Genomic DNA, 23,084 nt, shown 5'->3' on the forward strand with positions numbered 1-23,084 from the left:
GGCTTACTTCTTCGCCTTTTTCTTATCCTTCTTCTTCTCGCTCTTTTTGGCGTCCTTCTTCTTGTCGCCCTTTTTCTTATCGTCCTTCTTGGACTTCTTATCCTTCTTCGCCTTGGCCTTTACCTTGTCCTTGGCTTTCGAGAACACGGCCTCCATTTCGGCGCGCTTCTTAGCAGCTTTCTCAGCCTTGGCTTTGGCCTTAGCCTTTTTCTTGGCCTTTGCTTCGGCGGCTGCTTTTTCTTCGGCTGCTTTGCGGGCCGCTTCCTCGGCTCGTTTTTCGGCAGCGGCGGCAGCCACTGTTTTTCGTGCGGCAGGCTTGCGTGCTGCTGGCTTTTTGGCCGCAGGCTTTTTCGCTGGGGCACGGCGTGAAGTGGGCTTTGCGGCGGGTTTCCCGCCAGTCGCCTCTTTCGCGGCAGCGATCAGAACTGGTGCGCGGGCCGCGCCTATTCGGGGAACTTTGACCAGAGCGTCGGGGGTTGCCTTGGCGAGGGCTTCAGCCGTTTTGAACCCATTGGCAATCAACAATTGGCCAAGCGCGTCGCCTACGCCTTTAACGTCGGTCACTGCGGTCATTCTTTGTCCTTTCTGTTTCTCCCCGCCCACATGTAAATACACAAGATATACATTCTGCAAGGCAGGGTGTTTCGTGGATACCCGCCCGGGCGTCAGTTGCTATGGGCGAGACCGGTAGACCGATCCTTTTTAGGAAACGGAACAAGGCGCTTTGCGTCTTCATCCCACAATTTCAGGTTCAGGGCCGCAACCGCCTCGGGAAATTTGATTCGCCGAGGTGTGTATTCCGGTGGAAGGTTATAGTGGCACGCGCGCAGCCGATAAGATGGGATACGGGCGTTGAAGTGGTGAATATCGTGCAACGTGATGCAGGCAACGGCATTGTCAAACCACCAGCCGAAATCCAGCGCCGACGATCCTTGCAACGCGGCCAGTTTGGGGTCCAAATCAGGGCGGCGGTCCCAATAGGTGTCCTCGAAATTATGCTGCAGGTAGACGAGAAATACGCCCAGCATCCCGCCCAACAAGGAAAAGACAAGCCAGACCAGAATTCCCGTCGTCCCTGCAATCAGGTAAAGCAGCCCAAGAAACACAACAATCGACAGGTTGTGCAACAGAACCCCAGCGACACCGAACCGGACCGTATTCTTGGGCCAGCGGTACCGGATGAAATAGGTAAACAGCGCGCCTACCGGGACAAGGATGAAGGGGTTGCGGTAAAGACGATAGAACAGCCGTGCCTTCCAATCAGCTTCGTTCCATTCGCGTACCGTCATCGTATGAATCTCGCCGGTCTCGCGATGCTCGAGGTTGCCGATGCCAGAGTGATGCAGGTTGTGGTTTTGCTTCATCACTTCAAACGGCGCGAAAGTGAACGGAGACAACCCATGCCCCGCCCATTCATTCTGTTGACGCGTCTCAAACAGGGAATGGTGCCCGCAATCATGTTGAAGAACATAGAGCCGCACAGCAGAGAACGCGAAAACGACCCCGGCCGGGATCATGACATACCAGCGATCCACGTAGACAATCGCCAAAGCCAGCGACGAAAAATAAACTGCAAATGTTCCGAAATAGCTGAGTGCGGCCAGTCGATTGTCCTGCACAGCGTATTGTCTTGTGTATTCCCTCAGATCCATCAAGTCGGCTCCCCACGATGGCCCGGTCCAATATGGGTTCAAAACGAAGCGCGGAAAATTCCGCAAACGAAAAAAGCGCACGAAAACAAATGCACGCTTGCGAATGCTAGCGCGCAGTCATGGGCCTGTCACGCCCCTGAGCCAAAAATGCTGAAAATTGGCGCGGTTACGCGCGGCCCTTGAGATGTTTGGCCAGCGCACCCGCGTTTTTCTTGCGGCGTCCCTTGTAGGGGTTCTTGTCGCCCTGCCCGCGCAACGTCAGGCGGATGGGCGTGCCGGGCATGTCGAAATCCTCGCGCAGCCCGTTGACCAGATACCGGTTATAGCTTTCGGGCATCTTGTCAGGGTGCGAGCACATGACGACAAATCCCGGCGGGCGGGTCTTGGCCTGAGTCATATAACGCAGCTTAATCCGGCGACCCTGCGGCGCTGGCGGCGGGTGCTGTTCCAGCATCGCGGTCAGCCAACGGTTCAGTGCAGCGGTCGGCACGCGGCGATTCCACACGTCATGAGCGCGCAAGATGGCGGCGCGCAGGCGCTCCAAGCCCCGGCCCGTTTTAGCGGACACGGTGATCAGGGGCGCACCCCGCAACTGTGGCAACAGACGCTCGAAGGATTCTTTCAGATCGCGCAGTTTCTCCTGCTTGTCCTCTTCGATGTCCCATTTGTTCACGGCGACGACCACCGCGCGGCCCTCGCGCTCTGCCAGATCCGCAATTCGCAAGTCTTGCTGTTCAAACGGAATAGCCGCGTCCAGCAGGACCACCACGACCTCGGCAAATTTCACGGCGCGCAGCCCATCAGAAACCGACAGCTTTTCCAGCTTTTCCTGAACCTTGGCCTTTTTGCGCATCCCGGCAGTGTCGAAAATTCGCATCGGGGTGCTGTTGCCGTCCGGGTCGGCCCAGTCGATCCGAAGGCTGATCGCGTCACGGGTGATCCCGGCCTCGGGGCCGGTCAGCAGGCGATCTTCGCCGATGATCTTGTTGATCAGCGTGGATTTCCCGGCATTCGGGCGGCCCACAACGGCGACCTGCAACGGTTTGGCCGCAGTGATCAGCGGCGTTTCGCCCTCACCATCCTCATCCAGTTCAATATCGGTTTCCGGCGCGTCATCCTGCGCCCTTTCAGCCGCAGCGTCGGCCAGAGGCATCAACTGAGCATATAGGTCCGTCATCCCCTCGCCGTGCTCGCCGGACAGACGAACCGGTTCGCCAAGCCCAAGGTTGTAGGCTTCGAGCACACCTGCATCCGCTGCGCTGCCTTCAGCCTTGTTCGCCGCGAGGATAACGTGCTTGGACCGCTTGCGCAGGATTTCGGCAAACATCTCATCCGTCGGAGTCAGCCCCACCCGCGCGTCAATCATGAACAGGCAGACATCGGCCATGTCCACTGCGCGTTCGGTCAGGCGGCGCATCCGACCTTGCAGGCTGTCGTCGGTTGCATCCTCAAGCCCCGCCGTGTCGATCACGGTAAAACGCAGATCACCCAAGCGCCCTTCGCCTTCGCGCAGGTCACGCGTCACCCCGGGTTGGTCGTCGACCAAAGCCAGACGTTTGCCCACGAGGCGGTTGAACAGGGTGGATTTGCCCACATTGGGGCGCCCCACGATGGCGAGGGTCAGCGACATGATACTCAACTTTCAAAACTCAGACGCGCCCTTTAGCGCATCTTGTCGTCAACGGAAAGCGTGTAGATCACCTTTGGCGGACACGACATAAAGCGTCTGCCCGGCGACAACCGGTGCCGTGGTCGCACCGCCGGGGACTTCGACGCGGTGCACAAGCGTACCGTCAACCGGGCTGAAGAACCGAAGGTATCCATCGTTGGATGCAATCACAAGACGCCCCCCGGCCATGATCGGCCCGTAATGCGCCACGATCGGCCCACGGCGGTTTGGCTTGTCTTTCACAAAACCAGGCAAATCCTGTGCCCAGACAACGGCACCCGTAGCGGCGTCCAGACGAATAAGCTGACTGCGGTCACTGACTTGAAAGAGGCTGTTTCCAGCAGGCCAGACCGTATCGACCGCACCTTCATCCGCGGTCCACTTCCGCTCACCCGAACCCGAGTCAAAGGCGACCGTCCGCCCCGAGTGGTTTCCGATGTAAATCGTGTCACCTGACACCATCGGACCGCCCGTCACATCGACAATCTGAGCCGCCGCGCGCCCGCGGCGTCCGCCGGCCACCGACGCATTCCAGCGGCTGATACCACCCCTGCGGAACGTCGCGGCAATATCACCCGACCCGAAAGCAAAAACGGCAAGATCGGACGCAACCACAGGCGCTGGTGCGCCAAGTACGTTTCCGACGCTTGGAGTGCCCTGAACTTGCCAGGCAATGCGACCGTCCTTGGCATCAATAGCCCAACCGGTTTCATCCCCGGCCACCAAGTAAAGCAACCCGTCATTGACCAAAGGCGCACCGCTACCTGTTGCGTTCAAACGCTTTTGCCACCGGATGACCCCGGTTTTTGCGTCCAACGCCGTCAGCCGACCAAACCCTGATGAGACATAAAGGACGCCATTTGCATACGCCATGCCACCGCCGGTCGCGTCCGAGTCGCCATCACTGGCTGGAATAAGACCTGTACTCCAGACTTTCTGCCCCTGCGGAGAAACCGCGGATACTGTCGCCCCGGAATCGAGCGTGTAAATCAACCCGCCAGCTACGACGGGTTCCGCGGTTATCCGTTGCTTGCGCGAGTCACCCTTGCCGATCGGGGTCGACCAGACCCGTTGAGGCGTCGCACGCAACTGAGCGTTCGTTGTCCGAAAAGCGGCAGTTCCCGGACTTTGGGGCCAGCTTGCGTTTGCCTTCTGTGCGGGAACGCTGATGGGCTTGGACCCGCGCGTTGCCACAGTTTCAGTGTCGGCGGCGGGGCGAATATCTTCGCGCGCTCCGGGCAGGATAACCTCTGGTTCCTCACATGCGGCCAGAACAGTTAGGGAAACGGCCGCAACCGACAATCCTACTCGGGAAAAAAGACTTGTTACCATGGTTATCCGAACTCGCCTGCCATCATTCTTTCCGCCTTGGATCAACCCTGCCGGGCTACCAGCGGTTCGGGTTCACCGCCCAGAGCCACAATCAACTGCGCGGCACGCTGCTGAAGATCAACGCCAATCTCTGCATCCTGGCGCATCGCCTGCAACCTTTCGATCGCCGCATCGACATTCCCTTCGGACACGTCGATCAGGGCCAGTTGCTCTTCGGCCAATAACCGAAGCGGAGCACCAGGAGCTGCCAGTGCTTCAAACTGTTGCCGACGGTCCGCAGCAGGCAGAGTGTCGCTTTGCAGCAAAAGTGCCTTGAACGCCGCGATAGCCCGATAGATTTCCGGCAGATCGCCCTGAACGGCTATGCTGTTCAGGCTTTCAACGGCCTCTGACGTCGAACCGGTTTCGGATTGCGACGCCGACAGAAGCATATCTACGATCGCGTCCCCACCGGCAGAGCTTGACGGAACATTGGCCAGACCGCTCGCGCGTTCAGCCGAGTCGTTCTGAGCCAGAGCTGCAAGAATCGCATCCCCAAGATCCTCGGCCTGCGAAGTGGCCCTTGCTTTGCGGATCTCGTTGAAGGCGGCACCGCCGACGATCAGCACGACCGCCAGCACGCCGACCCATCCCCACCGGCGCAACAGCAGGAACAGGCGGTCACGGCGCACCTCTTCGGTCACCTCATCAATGAAACTGTCGACGTCGCTCATCCCTGCGCTCCGGGCTAAATCATTTACATATGGCGCCATGTCATACCCCGGCGTCCCTGCCAAGCCAAGGGTCCGATTTCGCACATTTTCAGCGGTCTGAAGGCTTCTTGCTTAAAAAAGTGAACCGAACTATTCAGTTTAGCGTGGAAAAGATACATAATCGGACCCACATTTAAGGACGTGCGCCAGGAAATACTCGGCGAAGAATTCTGGGAGAGATTCTCTATGCGTTTGATTTCAATTGTAAACGCGCTTCTGGTGGTTGTTGCCCTGTTCCTGCTGGTTTTTGAACGCGATACACTGTTCGCGTTTGCGGGTCGTGCCGAGGCCGAAGCAAGCCCCACTTCGGGGGATGAGGCGGGGGCCGAAACAACCACGGATCAACCTGCCATCGGCGTGGTGGCTATCCGCTCGGTCGCGCGCGAGATTGACAGCGCGGTCCTGCTGCGCGGTCAGACGAAGGCCAACCGTCAAGTTGAAGTTCTGGCCGAAACAACCTCTACCGTGATCTCGGAACCCAAGCGCAAAGGCACCTTTGTCGAAGCCGGGGATTTGCTGTGCGAACTGGACCCCGGAACCCGACCGGCCAGCCTGGCAGAAGCCGAGGCAGGCAAGCTCGAAGCCGAAAGCCGCATCCCCGAGGCGGAAGCCCGGCTTGAAGAAGCCCATGCGCTGGTCGCTGAGGCGCAAATCAACCTGACGGCGGCCCAAAGGCTGTCAGAGACAGGGTTCGGTTCAGAAACCCGCAGGATTTCCAGTCAAGCAGCCATGCGCAGCGCCGAAGCAGGCGTGAAAACCGCCGAGGCCGGGCTGGAGGCGACGCGCGCTGGGATCGAAGCGGCGGCGGCCGAGGTTGCCGCAGCCGAGCGCGAAATCGACCGGCAGACAATCGAAGCTCCGTTCAAGGGGTTGCTGGAAAGCGATACAGCCGAACTCGGCAGCCTGATGCAGCCCGGCTCGCTTTGCGCGACAGTCATCCAGCTCGACCCGATCAAACTGGTGGGATTCGTGCCCGAAGCCGAGGTGAACCGCGTCATCGTCGGGTCAGAGGCGACAGCCCAACTGGTAACCGGCCTGCAGGTCGGCGGGCGCGTCACTTTCCTGAGCAGGTCCGCCGATGAGACGACTCGGACCTTCGAGGTCGAAATCACGGTGCCCAACCCGGAACTTGCCATTCGCGATGGCCAGACTGCGGATATCCGCATTTCCGCCGAAGGAGCCAAGGCACATCTGCTACCGCAATCGGCATTGACCCTTGACAAAAAAGGGCAAGTCGGCGTGCGAACCGTTGGCCTTGGCAAAGTCGTTGATTTCATGCCCATCCGCCTGCTGCGCGACACATCCCAGGGCGTCTGGGTCGGCGGCTTGCCGGAAACTGTGGACATTATCGTCATTGGACAAGAGTTCGTGACCAGCGGCGTGACCGTTGAACCCACATATCGGGAAGCTGCAAAATGACCGGAATTGTCAGTTGGGCCGCTGGCCGGGCCCGAATGGTTCTGGCCTTCATCGCGATCTCGCTCGTCGTTGGCGGGTTCGCATATGTTGGCTTACCCAAAGAGGGCGAGCCTGACATCGAAATTCCCGCCCTGTTCGTCTCGGTGCAGTTCCCCGGCATCTCGGCCGAGGACTCCGAGAACCTGTTGGTCAAGCCGATGGAAACCGAACTGGCCGATCTGGACGGCCTCAAGGAAATGACATCGACGGCCGCGGAAGGCTATGCCGGGGTTGCGCTGGAGTTCGATTTCGGTTGGGACAAGACCGCGATCATGGCCGATGTACGTGACGCGATGAACAGCGCACAGGCTGACTTCCCTGAGGGCGCGGAACAATACACACTGACCGAGATCAACTTCTCCGAATTCCCCATCGTGATCGTCAACCTGACCGGAGCCGTTCCAGAACGCACAATGGCCCGTGTTGCCAAAGACTTGCAGGACGAGCTGGAGGCAATGGATTCGGTTCTGGAAGCGGGGATCGCCGGCAACCGGGACGAACTGCTTGAGGTGATCATCGACCCGCTGCGGCTTGAGGCTTACAACGTCACGGCCTCTGAACTGATCAACGTGGTTCAGAACAACAATCAGCTTATCGCGGCGGGTGAAGTCGAAACCGAGCAGGGTACATTCTCGGTCAAGATTCCTTCGTCGTTCAAAACTGCGCAGGACGTCTATGACCTGCCCGTCAAGGTCAACGGCGACCGCGTGGTCACGATGGGAGAGCTTGCCCAGATCAACTACACGTTTGAAGACCGCGAGGGCACAGCGCGCTTTAACGGAGAGCCGACGATCGCTTTGCAAGTGGTCAAGCGCAAGGGCTACAACCTGGTCGACACGGTTGAAGATGTCAAAACGACCATCGCCGCGGCTCAGGCCAAGTGGCCACCAGAGATGCAGGCGGCGATTGAGTTGGGCACGTCGAACGACCAAAGCCGTATAGTCGGCTCGATGGTCAGTCAGCTTGAAGGCTCGGTCCTTACGGCCATCGCGCTGGTCATGATCGTTGTTTTGGCTTCATTGGGAACCCGCGCCGCATTGCTGGTGGGTTTTGCGATTCCGACATCCTTCCTGCTGTGCTTTGCTTTCCTCGCCGTCATGGGCGTAAGTATCTCGAATATCGTGATGTTCGGCCTGATCCTTGCCGTTGGTATGCTGGTCGACGGGGCCATCGTCGTTGTTGAATACGCCGACAAGCGCATCAAGGAAGGTGTGGGGCCGATGCACGCCTATGTCGAGGCTGCGCAGCGGATGTTCTGGCCCATTGTTTCCTCCACGGCCACGACGCTTTGCGCCTTTCTTCCCATGCTGTTCTGGCCCGGAGTGCCGGGCGAGTTCATGGGTATGCTGCCGGTCACGTTGATCTTTGTGCTGTCGGCTTCCCTGATCGTGGCGCTTATCTACCTGCCGGTCATGGGCGGTGTTTCGGGACGTCTGAGCCGTATCTTCGATCGGACCTCCAACTGGCTAAGAGCGCGGACACCATGGTGGGCGCGCGCGGCTATGGTGCCGCCTTCGCTATACATGATTTTCCTTGGCGCCATGCAAGTGCTGAACCCGGCCTACCTGCTTCCGGCAGACGCGCCTGGCGGGCTTATCTTCGGCGCGCTGCTGTTTATCCTCGGAGCCTTTGCCGGTTCCGTCACATTGAGCGCAGCCAAAATCGAACGTGCGCCAGCACAGCATGTGCACACGGCGCGCGAGCATTCGCCTTTTGGCCATTTCATCAAGTTCCTCGTCGGCAATCCGATTATGCCCATCGTTTCGATCTTCGCAGTTGGTTTTGCGGTGGCGACGGTCATGTCCGCCTACGGCAACAACAATCGGGGCGTCGAGTTCTTCGTCGAGAACGAACCGGAACAGGCGACTGCCTATGTCCGGGCGCGCGGCAACATCTCTCTGGCCGAAAAAGACGCTATGGTGCTGGCGGCAGAAGAAATTATCAGCGCCCACCCTGCCGTGATCAACGTGTTCTCGTTTGCGGGTGAAGGCGGACTGACGCAGAACAACGGGGGCGCTCAGGCACCCGCAGACACTGTTGGCCGCGTGCAGTTTGAAATCATTCCCTGGGAAGATCGGCCGAATGTGTCCGAGCCAATTCTTGGAGGCGTGCTGGATCGCCAAACCATTGCGCCAGACTACGACGGGGACTTTGTTCTGGATCAGATCAATGCTGAGCTGGCGAATATTCCCGGCATCATCGTTGAAATTCTACCCCTCGAACAAGGTCCGGCGTCTGCCAAGCCGGTGCATTTGCGCATCAAAGGTGACGGCTGGGATGAACTGACCACAGCGACTCTGGCCGCCCGCGAAGTGTTCGACGAAACACCCGGCCTGACCAAGATCGAGGACACCCTGCCCCTCCCCGGCATTGACTGGCAAATAGATGTGGATGTCGCCAAGGCAGGCCGCTTTGGGGCCGATGTCGCGACCGTGGGCGCGATGGTCCAACTGGTCACACGCGGACTGCTACTGGGCGAAATGCGCCCGGAAACGGTGGATGAAGAAATCGAAATCCGCGTCCGCCTGCCTGACGAGGACCGTGTGCTGTCCACCCTCGACACGCTAAAGGTTCGCACTCCGGACGGGCTGGTGCCGCTATCCAACTTTGTGACGCGTGAGCCTGTCGCGAAACTTGCGCAGATCGACCGGGTCAATCAACAGCGCTACTATGACGTTAAGGCTGACGTCGAACCGGGTCTGAGCAAGGTCATTACGGAAGCGTCAGATGAAACGGAAACGCGGCTAGCCATCGTCAAAGAGGTTGCCGAAGGCGCAACACCGACCGGAGTGACAATCACCGGGCCGAACGGTGCCGAGTATGAGTTTGTCTCGACAGCCGAAGGCACCAATGCCGAAGGCGTGCGGGCGCAGGTTGCTTCCGGCGAGGCGCGCATTGCGCCGATCAACCCGAACGAACGTATCGCGGTCCTGACCGAGTGGCTCGACACTGATCCTTTTGGCAACGCCATAAGCTGGGAATGGACGGGGGACCAGGAAGACCAAGAGGAATCCGGCGCGTTTCTCATGAACGCCTTCGCAGGTGCGTTGGGGTTGATGTTCGTCATCCTGCTGGCTCAGTTCAATTCGTTCTACAATTCGGTACTGGTCCTTCTGGCGGTTGTCCTGTCGACCACCGGTGTCCTGATCGGGATGATGGTGATGCAGCAGCCGTTTTCGATCATCATGACCGGAACCGGTATCGTCGCCTTGGCGGGTATCGTGGTGAACAACAATATCGTTCTAATTGACACCTATCAGGAATACAGCCGCTATATGCCCCGGATCGAGGCGATTGTGCGCACGGCCGAGGCACGCATCCGACCAGTTCTTTTGACCACCCTGACAACGATGGCGGGTCTGACGCCGATGATGTTCGGCTTGTCGCTAGACTTTATCAATGGCGGCTATTCCATCAACAGCCCGACCGCGTTGTGGTGGAAGCAGTTGGCCACGGCCGTTGTCTTTGGACTGGGGATCGCCACTGTTCTGACGTTGATCGTGACGCCATCTTTCCTCGCACTGCGCGTGTGGGTTACCACCTACGCGATTTGGCTGGGTAAACTGCTTGCACGCGCTACGGCCGGTCGATCCAGCCAGGTTGCTCAGGACATGGCTATCGGCAAGGCCGCGCGTCAGGCACAGGCCACCGAGGTCGTCTGGACCGAAGATTCGGCACCGGCAGAGCAGGACATCGAACAGAAACCGGAACAACCGCCGGGTTCGCCGCTAAAAGCAGCCGAATAACCAAAAAGGGGCCGGTCAAACCGGCCCCTTTTTTTCAGGCGCTAAATTTCACCCGACAACCCTTAGTGCCTTATGCAGCTTTCGTGTCCGATTGCTGACGGTTCCACAACTGCGCATACCGCCCGCTTCGTTGCAGAAGATCCTGATGGGTGCCCTGTTCGATGATCTCACCGCGTTCGAGCACCACAATGCTGTCCGCCTCGGCAATGGTGCTCAGGCGGTGCGCGATGGTCAACACAGTCCGCCCCTCTCCGGCCCGTGACAGAGCGTCCTTGATGTCCTGTTCGGTATCCGTATCCAGCGCCGAAGTCGCTTCGTCCAGCAAAAGGATCGGAGGGTTTTTCAGCAGCGTGCGCGCGATTCCGACCCTCTGTTTCTCACCGCCCGACAGTTTGAGGCCACGCTCACCAACCTTGGTGTCATAGCCTTCGGGAAGAGTAACTATGAAATCATGTATTTGTGCGGCCCTGGCGGCTGCTTCCACGTCCTCTTGCGTTGCATTCTCGCGACCGTAGGCGATGTTATAGCGGATCGTGTCGTTGAACAGGACCGTGTCCTGAGGCACGACACCAATGGCCGCATGCAAACTTGTCTGAGACACGTCGCGCACGTCCTGCCCGTCTATTTTCAGCGATCCGCCGGTCACATCATAAAACCGGAACAAGAGACGCCCTATGGTGGACTTGCCCGAGCCGGTCGCGCCAACAATAGCGACCGTCTGCCCCGCCGGAACGGTCAGCGAGATACCCTTCAGAATTTCCCTGTCTGCATCATACCCAAAGCGAACATTCTCTAACGTTATTTCACCACCCGAAACGGAAAGGTCCGGCGCATTGGGTTTGTCAGTGACCTCGGCCGGTTGCTCCAGCAGATCGAACATCTGGCCCATATCTACCAGAGCTTGCCGGATTTCCCTGTAGACCGTCCCGAGGAAGTTCAGCGGTACAGTGATCTGTATCATGTATGCATTTACCATGACGAAATCACCGACGGTCAGCGTGCCCGACTGCACCCCGATCGCGGCCAGAACCATCACTCCGATCAGTCCGCACGTGATCAGGAAAGACTGTCCAAAATTCAGGAAAGCCAGCGAATACGCAGTCTTGAGCGCTGCCCCCGCATAGGCTTTCATCGACACGTCATACCGTTCAGCTTCGCGGGATTCTGCGTTGAAATACTTGACAGTTTCAAAGTTCAACAGGCTATCGATCGCGCGTTGATTGGCTTCGGTATCCTGATCATTCATCTCACGCCGCAGCTTTACGCGCCATTCGGTCACCGCAAAGGTAAACCAGATATACAGCGCAATAGTGACGACAACGACGACCAAATACCAAACGTCGAACAGCCACATCAGAATGATCGCGACCAGCAGCAGTTCCAGGATCAGCGGACCGATCGAGAACAAAAGAAAGCGCAGCAGGAACTCGACACCCTTTACGCCCCGCTCGATGATCCGGCTAAGCCCCCCTGTTCGGCGCGTCACATGATACCGCATCGACAGACGGTGAATGTGCTGAAACGTCTCAAGCGCAAGCGCCCGCAATGCGCGTTGACCCACAGGCGCAAAGGCTGCATCGCGCAGTTGCTGAAAGCCCACGGTCATCATGCGAGCCACGCCATAAGCAACCGTCAGCCCGACCGCGCCAAGCGCCAGCGGTGGCACGCCCTCACCCGCCAGACTGTCAACCGCGCCCTTGTACAAAATCGGTGTATAGACGGCGATCAGCTTGGCCAGCACCAACATTCCCATCGCCAGTACAACGCGACGTTTCACCCAGGGCTCGTCGCTGGGCCACAGATAGGGTGCCACCTTTCGGATCGTGCGCCAACCGGACTGTCGTTCGTCGTTTTGGGGCATGTCTTCGGAATGCATCGGGGCTGCTCGTCTCATCACGTACCAATACTGCGGTCAGAGAATGGCCTCTGACCCAAGAGGGCCAGAGGTACAGGATTATTCGGGGATGGTGAAGACCTGCCCCGGATAGATCAGGTCCGGGTCGCGGATCGCGTCCCGGTTGGCATCAAACAAGCGGACATAGAGGATGCCGTCGCCATAGCGCTCGCGCGAGATTGCCCAAAGGGTGTCGCCCTCCTGTACGGTAACCGAACGAATGGTGGGCGCTTCTGACTGAGTTTCGGTTTGCTCGGGCGTCTCAGCCGCGCGCAGGACGTCCAGCGGCTCGCGTTTGAACGGAGTTTCAAGACGGCTGACAACGGTTCCGTCCGTGCCGACCTCGTCCAAGCGCAGCGTATAGACGCCGGGGTCCACGCCCTGAAGTTCGCTGCGCCATTTGCCATCATCCGCTGGCGGCAAATCCGCGACGAGGCGATTGTTGAGGTACACACGCACGACCGAACCGCCCGGCACCCGCCCGGTCAACTCAACGTGACCCTCATCCGAATACCCGATCGTATCCAGCGCAACCTGATCCCCGGCCGCGCCCTGTGTTGCACCTTGAACAAGTTCCACGCCGTCGTCGCCGGACCGGAGGATCGCAACCTGTTGGCCCTGAGCATTTTCGTCAGTGCCCGCTGTTTCGGCCTCGGCGGTCTGTTCCGCCTGTCCTTCGTTGGGCTGCGTATTTGCATCCGTGGTTTCCGTGGACGTACCGTTATCCGCTTGGGATGACTCCGACTGGGCAAGATCCGATTGCAGGTCCTCAGTTTCAGAGGTCTCGGCGGGCTGAGTTTCCACCTGCGGTTCAGGCAAGGCGGCAATAAGATAATCATCCGAGCGTACTGCGGCGCTCGCCCCATCCGCTTCTAGAGCTAGACCACGCGCGGCATTGGAAAACGGAATGGTCACAAATTCTGCAAACTGGCCGCTTGCGTCCACGGTAAAGCTGTGCACCTGCTCACCGTCCAGTAGAACGCGGACCTCGGCACCCGGCTCGGCATTGCCAGAGAGGACTGCGTTTCCGTCTGGCTCTACGAAAATCTGGTCCAGGGAAGGAGGTGCTGCTTCGACGTCTACCTCTGCTGTCTCGGTCGCATCGGTTGTCTCAGTCGCGTCGGCTGCCTCGGTCTGAGGCTCCGTCTCGGAACCTTGCGGCTGGTCGTCAGTGGGCACCTGCGTGGCTGACTCGGATGGTGAAACTTCAGCACTGCTTGCGGTTTCGCTTTCAGCGCTGCCTTCCGTTGGCTGAACCGCAACATCAGAGGTAGGTGCTGCCTCTTCTTGCTCGGGACCAAAAATGCCGGATGTGTACGCGCCCACTGCCCCGACCAGAACCAGAATTCCGGTGATCACCAGCCAAGTGTTCTTGCCCGAGCTTTCGTTTTCCGAATTCGCGTCCATAATTCCCCTTTCACTCCGCCGCGTAAATGGTTTTACAGCAACGCATTCTGCCTGACGGTTGAGCCAATCTATCAATCCCGCTATCAGGGGTCAAAACCCCATATACAACCCCGGAGAAGCCCTCTTATGTCCCAGAAATCCGTCTGTGTGTATTGCGGGTCACGAAATGGCGTAAATTCTGCCTATTCCGATGCCGCCCGCACGTTTGGACAGCTTCTTGCGAACGAAGGCTGGAGGTTGGTCTACGGAGCAGGCGATGTCGGCCTGATGGGAGAGGTCGCGCGCGCTGCGCAATCTGCCGGAGGCGACACGTTTGGCGTCATTCCAGTTCACCTACTAAAGCGTGAGGTAGGCAAAACCGACCTGACGCGTTTCGTGATCACTGAAACGATGCACGAACGCAAAAAGGTGATGATCATGAACGCTGATGCCGTTGTCGTTCTGCCGGGCGGTCCGGGGTCGCTGGATGAGCTGTTCGAGGCGCTGACATGGCGGCAACTGGGCCTGCATGACAAGCCGATTCTGGTCATGAATGTGGACGGATACTGGGATGCGCTGCACGAACTGCTGCAGCAGGTCATCGGTCAGGGTTTCGCGGATTCCTCGCTGGCCGATTTCATAACATGGGTTGATAGCCCGAATACGGCGATGTCTGCCTTGCGCCAAATGCTCTCTGCGTCCAGCGCGTAAACGGGCAGCCTAGCTGCCCGCTTTAGCAGACGCCCTTAAACTGCTGGCTTCAAACGGTTTACCAATACCTGCTCAACCTTGTGCAGCGGGTGATTGGTCAGGGTCTTGTCGACTTCGGCCACAACCTTGTTCAGAACTTCGCTGTGAAGGCGTCGGCGCAGCAGCCCCAGAACATGAGGGCTGGCTACAAGGACCAGACGCTTGTAGGCACCTTTAAGCCCCTTGCGATTCAATAGGTTCGCCACATCCTGCACGAACAAGGACTTGGCGTGGGTTTTCCATTTGGCTTCCTCAACGGCCGATTTCTGGTTTGGTCCGGTGTCAGGGCGACGCCCCGCACGATCAGTGGGACGGGCCGTAGGAGTGTCGTTTTCCTCGACCGAAACAACGACCAGATTGGGGTCGTCGGCATCCGTGATATTCTCCATGAACAGTGCCTTTTCCCCGTCGGCAATGACAACCCAAGTTCCCTGTGAAAGTGCGACCATCGTGATCTCCTGTTTTGGTTCCTGTGACCATCCCTCACTCATCAGGCATAGCTAACCACTGACGCGCCCAAAGTTTTTCGGCGCGCTGCCCAGCTGTTTTTGACTAGATTGGCGGTTCTCTCCCCCCGCTCACCTTACGTAAGCACTGTTGCCCGCCTTACAATCCCACACGCGGTCAAAAGCGGATCAGGGCGGCAGGATTCCACCCATCGGTCAGGCAGACAGGTCTATGACCGTGATTTCAGGGGTTACGCCGAACCGGACAGGCAGGATTGAACACCCGATCCCGCCCGACACGACCAGATCGCGACCGTTTTCACGTACATGCCCATAGGCAAAGCGATTGCCGAACCTCGACGGCACCAAAGGCGACCACCCGAACAGTCGCACTTGTCCGCCGTGCGTATGGCCTGACAAGGTCAATGCAACCCGATCCGGCATGTCAGGAAAGATGTCGGGCTCGTGCGCCATCATCACGATTGGATCATCATCGGTGACTTGCGCCAACGTTGCAGGCAAATCGTCCAGGCCGCGATACCGGCCAGGCCCGGTGACAATCGCCAACTGGTCCTCTACCCCGCCCAGCCAACAGCCCGCGGCCTCAAGCTTGAGAGCCTCATTGGACAAGACGCGAATGCCAACTTGCTGCAAAGCGTCGGCGTATAGGTTCGGCCCACCGCCCCGGCGCTGCGCAGACAGGTCATCCCACCAATCGTGGTTACCCAGCACGGCATAAACACCATGCTTCGCCTGAAGGTTGGCAAGTACCCGCGCCGTATCTGAAATGGCGACGGGCTGAGACACCATTCGATGCCCTGCCGCATAGTCCCCCAGCAGCAGGATCAAATCGGGGGACAGCGCGTTCGTGCGTCGAACAACCTGCTCTATTCGTTTCAACCCAACGTAGGGTTCTCCGGCATGCAGGTCCGCAAGAACTGCGATCCTCAAAGGCCGACCCGTCCAGTCGCCGCGCCTGATGCGCCAGCGTTTCACCCGCAGCCGCAGCGCCGGTTCAACGAAAAACCCGTAGGCGGCAACAAAAAGGCCCGCTAGCGTCACCGCCAGCAGGCCCTTGATAAACCCTCGTCGGTTCAACCGATCACATCCGCGACGCGACGTTTTCCCAGTTCACCAGATTTTCGAGGAAGTTCGACAGGTAAGCCGGACGCTTGTTGCGGAAATCGATGTAGTAGGAATGCTCCCACACGTCGCAACCCAGCAGCGCGGTCTGACCAAAGCACAGCGGGTTCACGCCGTTTTCGGTCTTGGTCACCGCCAACGAGCCGTCGGCATTCTTGACAAGCCATGCCCAGCCCGAGCCGAACTGTCCGGCACCAGCGGCGCTGAACTGCGACTTGAACTCATCTACCGAACCAAAGCTCTCGACCAGAGCCTTCTCCAGCTCACCGGGCATAGCATTGTCGCCGGGGCCCATCATCTCCCAGAACTGGTTGTGGTTCCACAGCTGGCTGATGTTGTTGAAGATGCCGTTTTGGGCAACAGCGTTCGCGTCATAAGTGCCAACGATGATCTCTTCCAGCGTCTTGCCGTCCCACTCGGTACCAGCGATCAGCTTGTTGCCGTTGTCGACATAGGCTTTGTGGTGCAGGTCGTGGTGATATTCCAGCGTTTCCGCGGACATACCCTTGGCTGCCAGCGCGTCATGTGCATAAGGAAGATCAGGAAGTTCAAAAGCCATCTCGGCCCCCTGTTAAATATAAGTTGCGGTTCCCAAGGTTAAATGCTTTGGCAAGTGCCGCAGGTCAAGGGCAGAGATCACAAAACCCGGAGGTCCGCGATGCTGACACAGGCGCGCAAGATGTTTTACCGCGCCCGCGGCTACTATGCAGGCAACCTGAACGGGGAATCCTTTCGCCTTGACCCATACCATTCCAAGTTCTGGCGCAAAGCTTCCGCAGGCAAATGGGAAACAGAAACCTTTGCAGTGCTGGACAAGTACCTGTCGCCGGAAAAAGATTACCTTGATATCGGCGCGTGGATCGGCCCCACTGTCCTCTACGCTGCGCGCCGCGCCCGCCATGTATGGTGTTTTGAACCGGACCCGGTGGCCTATCGCCACCTGGTCTGGAACCTCGAACTGAACGACATCCAAAATGTCTCGGCCTTCTCGATCGCCCTGTCGGACGGATTCGGCGTGACGCGCATGGCATCGGCCCATGGTGAGGCCGGGGACTCCACCTCTTCCCTGTTGCGCGACGGCAACCACGGGACAGACGCCCTGACGGTTGGCTGGAACCAGTTCGCTGAAACCGTCAACCTGTCGAACGTGTCGCTGGTGAAAATGGACATTGAGGGCGCCGAATTTTCGGTTCTTCCCTCATTGACGCCCTGGTTGCAAACCGCGCGACCAGCCATGCTTCTCTCGACCCACGCGCCGTACCTGGAGACACAAGACCAAGCGTCCGCCATGCAAAAGCTAGCCGAGGCTTTGGCATTTTATGACCACTGCCAGGACCCGCTTACAGGAGAATCCGGCCACTCCGTTCTCACCCAAGAACGCGCCATAACCCAATTCCCCACATTTCTGTTCAACTCGAACGCCTAAGTGCACACGCAGCCGATCCGCACTTCATCTGGCTCAAAATATCCTGGGGGTGAGGCCGCAGGCCGAGGGGGCAAAGCCCCCTCACCCACTTTTCCTCTGGCAACTTGTCGCCTTAGTAAACACCGACCTCGCTGCCAGGTTGCGCAGCGATTTTCAACAGCTTGAACACATAGTCTGCTGCTGACCGGAAACAGACGACGCGGAAGCTATCCGCATCGTCCATCCAGAATGCCCCCGCCACCTGCGCCAGACGCGAACGGCGGATCTGGCCCGGCTGGAACGCCTCGGCCGACAGTTCGACCGGGGCCAGTTTGCCCAGCACTTCGCGTGCACTTGCGCCCGAGATGCTGAACACCGCCCGTGCGTCAGAGACATTCACCGCCAGCGAATGGGTGTCGCCCAACGCTTCGGTCATCGCGGCCAGTCTGGTGTTCACCTCGGCATAGGGCACCAGAACCAGCAATTCGTCCGACGACATCCAGCAGACGCCAGTGTCCCCGTTGACGAACGCCTCGCGCTGACCGGGCACTTTCTGCCCGGTGGCGTCCTTGACGGCCTTGGCCAGCACCTTGTCGGACAGATCGCCGCGCAGGGTGATCATTCCCTGCAGGCCACATTCCTCGACCTTTGCGATGCCCTCATAGCTGGCGTGGTTCAGTGCGCTGATGGGTTCAGACATTCTGCTTCTCCCCGTCCTTGTCGAAGAAGATCGGATCAACGATCTTGGCTTTGTAGGTTTTGCCGTCGGTGCCCGGGAACTCGACTATCTCGCCCATCCGGTCGGGGCCGTGCTTGATCAGCCCCATGGCGATGCCTTTACCCAGATTGGCCGAGTAATAAGTCGAGGTTACGCGCCCGATCATGTTGCGCTGACCGTTGGCGTTGACGCCCTCGCCCACCGCATAGGCACCGTCGGGAATGACAGAACCATCCACAGTCTCGAGACCCACCAGTTTCCAGCGGTCCGGGTCTGCCATATGCGTGCGCGTGTGAGCGCGCTTGCCCAGGTAATCCTCTTTCTTTTTCGACAGCGCCCAGTGCAGCCCCAGATCCTGCGGGATCACGGTGCCGTCGGTCTCGTCGCCGATCATGATAAAGCCCTTCTCGGCCCGCAGGATATGCAGACATTCGGTGCCATAGGGCATCACGCCGAACTCTTTGCCTGCCTCCATCAGCGCGTCCCAGAACCCCTGACCCTGAGATGCGGGAACCGCGATCTCATAGGACAGCTCACCCGAGAACGAGATGCGGTAAGCGCGGCAATCGAAATCGCCAATCTTGCCGTCACGCCATTCCATGAAGGGCAGCGCCTCTTTGGACAGGTCCATGCCGCCCAGCTTCTCCAGCACCTTACGGGCGTTCGGGCCGACCACGGCGACCTGCGCGTATTGCTCGGTCACGTTAGCGATGTAGACTTTCCAGTCCCACCATTCGGTCTGCAGCCATTCTTCCATGTGAGCATGGATACGCTCGGCCCCGCCGGTGGTGGTGTGGCACAGCCACGTGTCCTCGTCGATCCGGGCCACAACACCGTCGTCGATCAGAAAGCCGTTTTCCGAGCACATCAGACCATAGCGGCATTTGCCGATCTTCAGCGTGGACATCATGTTGGTGTACAGCATGTCCAGGAATTTGCCCGCGTCTGGGCCTTTGACGATCAGCTTACCCAGCGTCGAGGCGTCCAGCAGACCGAGGTTTTCGCGGGTGTTCTTCACCTCACGGTTCACCGCGTCATGCACGGATTCACCGGGACGGACATAGGCATAGGTCCGGCGCCAATGGCCCACCGGCTCCCAATCGGCACCGTTCTTATTGTGCCAGTCGTGCATCGGAGTTTGACGGATGGGCTGGAACACCTCACCCCGCGCTTCGCCACCGATCGACGCCAGCGAGATGGGCGTATAGGGCGGGCGGAAGGTGGTGGTGCCAACCTTCGGAATTTCTGAATCCAGCGCGTCAGCAAGGATCGCCAACCCGTTGATGTTGCTCAGCTTACCTTGATCCGTTGCCATGCCCAGCGTGGTGTACCGCTTGGTATGCTCAACACTTTCATAGCCTTCTCGCGCGGCCAGTTGCACGTCGGATACTTTGACGTCGTTCTGGAAATCCAACCACGATTTCATGCGCAACTGGACATCGGCATTGGCAGGCATCAACCATACGGCAGCCATCGGCGCTTCGGCTGTGGTTTCACCAACCGGTGCTTTCGTCCGCTTTGGCTTACACCCGACTGCCTTGGCCGCTGCTTTGCCCGCCGCATCCGCGTCGGTCAGCACATCACCCAGCGCCAGCGGCCCGTTCGACGACCCTGCCGCCAGAACGAACCCTTCGCCATCGGCCCCCAGCGGAGGCCGCGACGGATCGGGGCGGAAATGCGCGTTGGCGTCATCCCAGATCAGCTTGCCGCCGCAATGCGACCACATATGCACGACCGGAGACCAGCCGCCCGACATGGCGACCGCATCGCATTCCACTTCTTCCCGCGCGCCGCCGATGCCGTCCTGATTGCACAGCGCAACTTTCTTGACGCGCTTGCCGCCTTTGACCTTGGCAATCGCCTTGCCGGGGTCAACGCGAATACCCAGTTGGCGGGCTTCCTCGGCCAGAGGTCCGGCGCTCGGGCGGGCGTCTACAACGCGCAAAACGTCCACACCGGCCTTCTTTAGAACAATGGCAGTGCGATAGGCGTCGTCGTTGTTGGTGGCGACGATCACACGCTCGCCCGGCGTCACGCCCCAGTTGACCACGTAGTCGCGCATGGCCGAGGCCAGCATGACACCCGGTACGTCGTTGCCTGCAAATGACAGCGGACGCTCGATCGCGCCGGTGGCGGTCACGACTTGTTTCGCGCGGATGCGCCACAGGCGGTGACGTGGACCTTGAGTGCCCGGTTTGTGGTCGGTCAGACGCTCGTAGCCCAGGACGTAGCCGTGGTCATAGACCCCCGCCCCCATGCAACGCGTGCGCATGGTGACATTGTCCATTGTTTCCAACTCAGAAACCAATTGTTCCACGAACTTATCCACAGGCGCATCATCAATGGTCCCGCCATCGACCGGCGCGCGACCACCCCAATGGGCGGTCTGCTCGATCAGCATGACCTTGGCACCGGATTGGGCGGCCACTTTCGCAGCTTGCAGACCCGCCACACCGCCACCGATCACCAGAACATCGGTGAAGGCATAGAAGTGTTCATAAGTGTCTGCATCACGGCTGTCCTTGTCAGGCGCTTTACCCAGACCGGCGGACTGACGGATGATCGGCTCGTAGACGTGTTTCCAGAACGGTTTCGGATGGATGAACGTTTTGTAGTAGAACCCGGCCGGCAAGAAACGCGACAGGTAAGTGTTCACTGCACCGATGTCGAACTCGAGATTCGGCCAGTGGTTCTGCGAGGTCGAGGTCAGGCCGTTGAACAGCTCGGTCGTGGTGGCGCGCTGGTTCGGCTCAAACCGGTTGCCCTGCCCCAGACCGACCAGAGCGTTCGGCTCTTCCGCGCCGCTGGCGACAACGCCGCGCGGACGGTGGTACTTGAACGACCGGCCCATCATCATCTGATCATTGGCCAGCAGAGCCGAGGCAAGCGTGTCGCCCTCGTACCCCTGCATCGAGGTGCCGTTGAAGGTGAATGTGACCTGTTTCGACCGGTCAATCAGCCGGCCTTGATTTGCGAGACGGGTGCTCATGTTGCGGACCTTTCGCAGGCGGAATTACGGGTGGCTGGGCGGATCATTCGTACTCTCTCCAAGTCCAGCCGGGGCGCTTGGCGGTGATCGCTTCGCGGATTTCTTTGGGCGGTTCGGTGGTTTGGGCCGAATAGGTGCCAAAAACCTCAAGCGTGCTTGTGCAGCGCGCGGCGTGGAACCACTTGCCGCAGCCATTCACATGACGCCAGCGTTCAAAGTGAACACCTTTGGGGTTTTCACGCATGAACAGATAGTCGTGGAAATCATCATCGGACGAGCCGGGGCCGAACCGCTTCAGATGCGCTTCGCCACCAGCGGCCAGTTCGGTTTCTTCGGCGTCGACGCCGCAATAGGGGCAATTCAGGATCAGCATGTGGTCATCCTTCTTTCGGTCGGTTGGCACGGGACCAACCAAATGTCTTTAATGAGGCACCCTCGGGCTTGGCCCTTAGTGCGCAACCCCGGCGGCGACACTTTCGTCGATGAACCGGCCCTCTTTGAAGCGGTCCAACGTGAAAGCCTCGGTCAGTGGCGAATGACCCGTGGCCATAAGCTGCGCCATACCCCAGCCCGAACCCGGAATGGCCTTGAAGCCTCCGGTTCCCCAGCCGCAGTTGATGAAGCAGTTGCCCAGAGGGGTCTTCGACAAGATGGGCGAACGGTCGCCGGTCATGTCCACGATGCCACCCCATTGGCGCAGCATCTTGAGACGCGAGATCATCGGGAAGGTCTCGACCAATGCGCGGACGGTTTCCTCGATATGGTGGAACGAGCCGCGCTGAGTGAAGTTGTTGAACCCGTCGGTCCCCCCGCCGATCACCATCTCACCCTTGTCGGATTGCGACATGTAGCCGTGGACGGTGTTGGCCATGACAACGACGTCCATGCAGGGCTTGATCGGCTCGGACACCAGCGCCTGCAACGCAATAGCCTCAAGCGGCAAACGGAAGCCTGCCATTTCCGCCAACTGCCCCGAATGACCCGCGACCACAATTCCCAGCTTGTCACAGTCGATCGCGCCTTTGGTCGTATCGATGCCAACGACGCGGCCGTTTTCAGAGCGGACGCCTTTGACCTCGCATTGCTGGATGATGTCCATGCCCATGGCCGAACACGCGCGGGCATAGCCCCATGCCACGGCGTCGTGGCGGGCAGTGCCTCCGCGCTCCTGCCACAATGCACCCAGAACCGGATAGCGCGGACCGTCTATGTTTATGATCGGCACCAGTTGCTTGACGCGCTCGGGACCGATCCATTCTGTCTGAACCCCCTGCAGGGCGTTGGCGTGCGCCGTGCGCTGATAACCGCGAATTTCGTGCTGAGTCTGAGCCAACATCATCACACCGCGCGGGCTGAACATGATGTTGTAGTTCAGATCCTGGCTGAGATCCTCATAAAGCCCGCGCGACTTTTCGTAGATCGCCGCCGACGGGTCCTGCAGATAGTTCGACCGGATGATGGTCGTGTTCCGGCCGGTGTTACCACCGCCCAGCCAGCCCTTTTCGATCACGGCGACATTCTGGATGCCGTAGTTCTTGCCCAGATAGTAAGCCGTGGCCAAACCATGACCCCCGGCACCGACAATAATGACGTCGTATTTCTTCTTGGGCTCGGGCGAACGCCATGCGCGCTCCCATCCGGTGTGATAGCGCAACGCTTCGCGCGCCACAGCAAAGGCTGAATAGTGTTTCATAGGCGAATCCATCCGGTTCGGTGATTGGACGAAGATATGCCGCGTAACGAT

At 59.1% G+C, this 23,084-nt stretch carries 18 protein-coding genes; 4 read left to right on the forward strand and 14 right to left on the reverse strand.

The window, feature by feature from the left end; translation table 11 throughout:
* Window positions 1–3: 3 nt before the first annotated feature.
* From ACR0B7_RS01870 to ACR0B7_RS01890, 5 genes are all read right to left on the reverse strand, one after another.
* Entirely contained in the window at window positions 4–573 is a 570-nt protein-coding gene (locus ACR0B7_RS01870) for a helix-hairpin-helix domain-containing protein (protein ID WP_170481133.1), read from the reverse strand.
* A gap of 92 nt (window positions 574–665) precedes the next feature.
* The gene (locus ACR0B7_RS01875; RefSeq protein ID WP_170382615.1) at window positions 666–1,652 is read right to left on the reverse strand and encodes a fatty acid desaturase; all 987 of its coding nucleotides are present in this window, start codon (window positions 1,650–1,652) and stop codon (window positions 666–668) included.
* A 166-nt stretch (window positions 1,653–1,818) separates the two neighbouring features.
* On the reverse strand, window positions 1,819–3,282 hold the full coding sequence (gene der, locus ACR0B7_RS01880; RefSeq protein WP_170481130.1) for a ribosome biogenesis GTPase Der: 1,464 nt from the start codon (window positions 3,280–3,282) through the stop codon (window positions 1,819–1,821).
* A 48-nt stretch (window positions 3,283–3,330) separates the two neighbouring features.
* Window positions 3,331–4,653 carry a PQQ-like beta-propeller repeat protein gene (locus ACR0B7_RS01885; RefSeq protein WP_170481127.1) on the reverse strand — a complete coding sequence of 441 codons (1,323 nt, stop codon included), beginning with the start codon at window positions 4,651–4,653 and terminating at the stop codon, window positions 3,331–3,333.
* Window positions 4,654–4,694: 41 nt separating this feature from the next.
* A complete protein-coding gene (locus ACR0B7_RS01890; RefSeq protein ID WP_170481124.1) occupies window positions 4,695–5,366 on the reverse strand; it encodes a hypothetical protein in 672 nt (223 codons plus the stop codon).
* Window positions 5,367–5,591: 225 nt separating this feature from the next.
* Between ACR0B7_RS01890 and ACR0B7_RS01895 the strand changes: the two genes are divergently transcribed.
* Together ACR0B7_RS01895 and ACR0B7_RS01900 are read left to right on the forward strand one after the other, a co-directional pair.
* The gene (locus ACR0B7_RS01895; RefSeq protein WP_170481121.1) at window positions 5,592–6,824 is read left to right on the forward strand and encodes an efflux RND transporter periplasmic adaptor subunit; all 1,233 of its coding nucleotides are present in this window, start codon (window positions 5,592–5,594) and stop codon (window positions 6,822–6,824) included.
* The gene (locus ACR0B7_RS01900) at window positions 6,821–10,609 is read left to right on the forward strand and encodes an efflux RND transporter permease subunit (RefSeq protein ID WP_170576635.1); all 3,789 of its coding nucleotides are present in this window, start codon (window positions 6,821–6,823) and stop codon (window positions 10,607–10,609) included. The genes ACR0B7_RS01895 and ACR0B7_RS01900 overlap by 4 nt, the downstream gene beginning before the upstream one ends.
* Window positions 10,610–10,679: 70 nt before the next feature.
* On the opposite strand, the gene ACR0B7_RS01905 is transcribed toward ACR0B7_RS01900, so the two are convergent.
* Window positions 10,680–12,503, reverse strand: coding sequence for an ABCB family ABC transporter ATP-binding protein/permease (locus ACR0B7_RS01905; RefSeq protein WP_170569684.1), 1,824 nt, complete (start codon window positions 12,501–12,503; stop codon window positions 10,680–10,682).
* 60 nt (window positions 12,504–12,563) lie between these two features.
* A complete protein-coding gene (locus ACR0B7_RS01910) occupies window positions 12,564–13,910 on the reverse strand; it encodes a LysM peptidoglycan-binding domain-containing protein (protein WP_170481111.1) in 1,347 nt (448 codons plus the stop codon).
* A gap of 126 nt (window positions 13,911–14,036) precedes the next feature.
* Between ACR0B7_RS01910 and ACR0B7_RS01915 the strand changes: the two genes are divergently transcribed.
* Window positions 14,037–14,600: a TIGR00730 family Rossman fold protein gene (locus ACR0B7_RS01915; RefSeq protein WP_170481108.1), complete on the forward strand. Its 564-nt coding sequence runs from the start codon at window positions 14,037–14,039 to the stop codon at window positions 14,598–14,600.
* A 35-nt stretch (window positions 14,601–14,635) separates the two neighbouring features.
* Here the strand turns inward: ACR0B7_RS01915 and ACR0B7_RS01920 are convergent, their stop codons facing one another.
* From ACR0B7_RS01920 to ACR0B7_RS01930, 3 genes are all read right to left on the reverse strand, one after another.
* On the reverse strand, window positions 14,636–15,088 hold the full coding sequence (locus tag ACR0B7_RS01920; RefSeq protein ID WP_170382596.1) for a host attachment family protein: 453 nt from the start codon (window positions 15,086–15,088) through the stop codon (window positions 14,636–14,638).
* A 213-nt stretch (window positions 15,089–15,301) separates the two neighbouring features.
* Complete coding sequence (locus ACR0B7_RS01925; protein WP_170481105.1) at window positions 15,302–16,183, reverse strand: metallophosphoesterase; 882 nt, start codon at window positions 16,181–16,183, stop codon at window positions 15,302–15,304.
* 4 nt (window positions 16,184–16,187) lie between these two features.
* Window positions 16,188–16,787 carry a superoxide dismutase gene (locus tag ACR0B7_RS01930; protein WP_170481102.1) on the reverse strand — a complete coding sequence of 200 codons (600 nt, stop codon included), beginning with the start codon at window positions 16,785–16,787 and terminating at the stop codon, window positions 16,188–16,190.
* 99 nt (window positions 16,788–16,886) lie between these two features.
* On the opposite strand from ACR0B7_RS01930, the gene ACR0B7_RS01935 reads away from it, so the two are divergent.
* Entirely contained in the window at window positions 16,887–17,654 is a 768-nt protein-coding gene (locus ACR0B7_RS01935) for an FkbM family methyltransferase (protein WP_170481099.1), read from the forward strand.
* Between the two features lie 112 nt (window positions 17,655–17,766).
* Here the strand turns inward: ACR0B7_RS01935 and ACR0B7_RS01940 are convergent, their stop codons facing one another.
* The 4 genes from ACR0B7_RS01940 to ACR0B7_RS01955 form a co-directional block, all read right to left on the reverse strand.
* Window positions 17,767–18,333, reverse strand: coding sequence for a sarcosine oxidase subunit gamma family protein (locus ACR0B7_RS01940; protein ID WP_170481096.1), 567 nt, complete (start codon window positions 18,331–18,333; stop codon window positions 17,767–17,769).
* Complete coding sequence (locus tag ACR0B7_RS01945; RefSeq protein WP_480680808.1) at window positions 18,326–21,340, reverse strand: sarcosine oxidase subunit alpha family protein; 3,015 nt, start codon at window positions 21,338–21,340, stop codon at window positions 18,326–18,328. Before ACR0B7_RS01945 ends, ACR0B7_RS01940 begins: the two co-directional genes overlap by 8 nt.
* 43 nt (window positions 21,341–21,383) lie before the next feature.
* Window positions 21,384–21,713 carry a sarcosine oxidase subunit delta gene (locus ACR0B7_RS01950; protein ID WP_170481088.1) on the reverse strand — a complete coding sequence of 110 codons (330 nt, stop codon included), beginning with the start codon at window positions 21,711–21,713 and terminating at the stop codon, window positions 21,384–21,386.
* Between the two features lie 75 nt (window positions 21,714–21,788).
* A complete protein-coding gene (locus tag ACR0B7_RS01955) occupies window positions 21,789–23,033 on the reverse strand; it encodes a sarcosine oxidase subunit beta family protein (RefSeq protein WP_170415405.1) in 1,245 nt (414 codons plus the stop codon).
* Window positions 23,034–23,084 lie beyond the last annotated feature (51 nt).

Source organism: Ruegeria sp. BB6, assembly GCF_056539385.1.

Bases quoted from the DNA above. Each gene is read 5' to 3' on its own strand.
- ACR0B7_RS01870 (WP_170481133.1), bottom strand. From the start codon at position 573: ATGACCGCAGTGACCGACGTTAAAGGCGTAGGCGACGCGCTTGGCCAA.
- ACR0B7_RS01875 (WP_170382615.1), bottom strand. From the start codon at position 1,652: ATGGATCTGAGGGAATACACAAGACAATACGCTGTGCAGGACAATCGA.
- der (WP_170481130.1), bottom strand. From the start codon at position 3,282: ATGTCGCTGACCCTCGCCATCGTGGGGCGCCCCAATGTGGGCAAATCC.
- ACR0B7_RS01885 (WP_170481127.1), bottom strand. From the start codon at position 4,653: ATGGTAACAAGTCTTTTTTCCCGAGTAGGATTGTCGGTTGCGGCCGTT.
- ACR0B7_RS01890 (WP_170481124.1), bottom strand. From the start codon at position 5,366: ATGAGCGACGTCGACAGTTTCATTGATGAGGTGACCGAAGAGGTGCGC.
- ACR0B7_RS01895 (WP_170481121.1), top strand. From the start codon at position 5,592: ATGCGTTTGATTTCAATTGTAAACGCGCTTCTGGTGGTTGTTGCCCTG.
- ACR0B7_RS01900 (WP_170576635.1), top strand. From the start codon at position 6,821: ATGACCGGAATTGTCAGTTGGGCCGCTGGCCGGGCCCGAATGGTTCTG.
- ACR0B7_RS01905 (WP_170569684.1), bottom strand. From the start codon at position 12,503: ATGAGACGAGCAGCCCCGATGCATTCCGAAGACATGCCCCAAAACGAC.
- ACR0B7_RS01910 (WP_170481111.1), bottom strand. From the start codon at position 13,910: ATGGACGCGAATTCGGAAAACGAAAGCTCGGGCAAGAACACTTGGCTG.
- ACR0B7_RS01915 (WP_170481108.1), top strand. From the start codon at position 14,037: ATGTCCCAGAAATCCGTCTGTGTGTATTGCGGGTCACGAAATGGCGTA.
- ACR0B7_RS01920 (WP_170382596.1), bottom strand. From the start codon at position 15,088: ATGGTCGCACTTTCACAGGGAACTTGGGTTGTCATTGCCGACGGGGAA.
- ACR0B7_RS01930 (WP_170481102.1), bottom strand. From the start codon at position 16,787: ATGGCTTTTGAACTTCCTGATCTTCCTTATGCACATGACGCGCTGGCA.
- ACR0B7_RS01935 (WP_170481099.1), top strand. From the start codon at position 16,887: ATGCTGACACAGGCGCGCAAGATGTTTTACCGCGCCCGCGGCTACTAT.
- ACR0B7_RS01940 (WP_170481096.1), bottom strand. From the start codon at position 18,333: ATGTCTGAACCCATCAGCGCACTGAACCACGCCAGCTATGAGGGCATC.
- ACR0B7_RS01945 (WP_480680808.1), bottom strand. From the start codon at position 21,340: ATGAGCACCCGTCTCGCAAATCAAGGCCGGCTGATTGACCGGTCGAAA.
- ACR0B7_RS01950 (WP_170481088.1), bottom strand. From the start codon at position 21,713: ATGCTGATCCTGAATTGCCCCTATTGCGGCGTCGACGCCGAAGAAACC.
- ACR0B7_RS01955 (WP_170415405.1), bottom strand. From the start codon at position 23,033: ATGAAACACTATTCAGCCTTTGCTGTGGCGCGCGAAGCGTTGCGCTAT.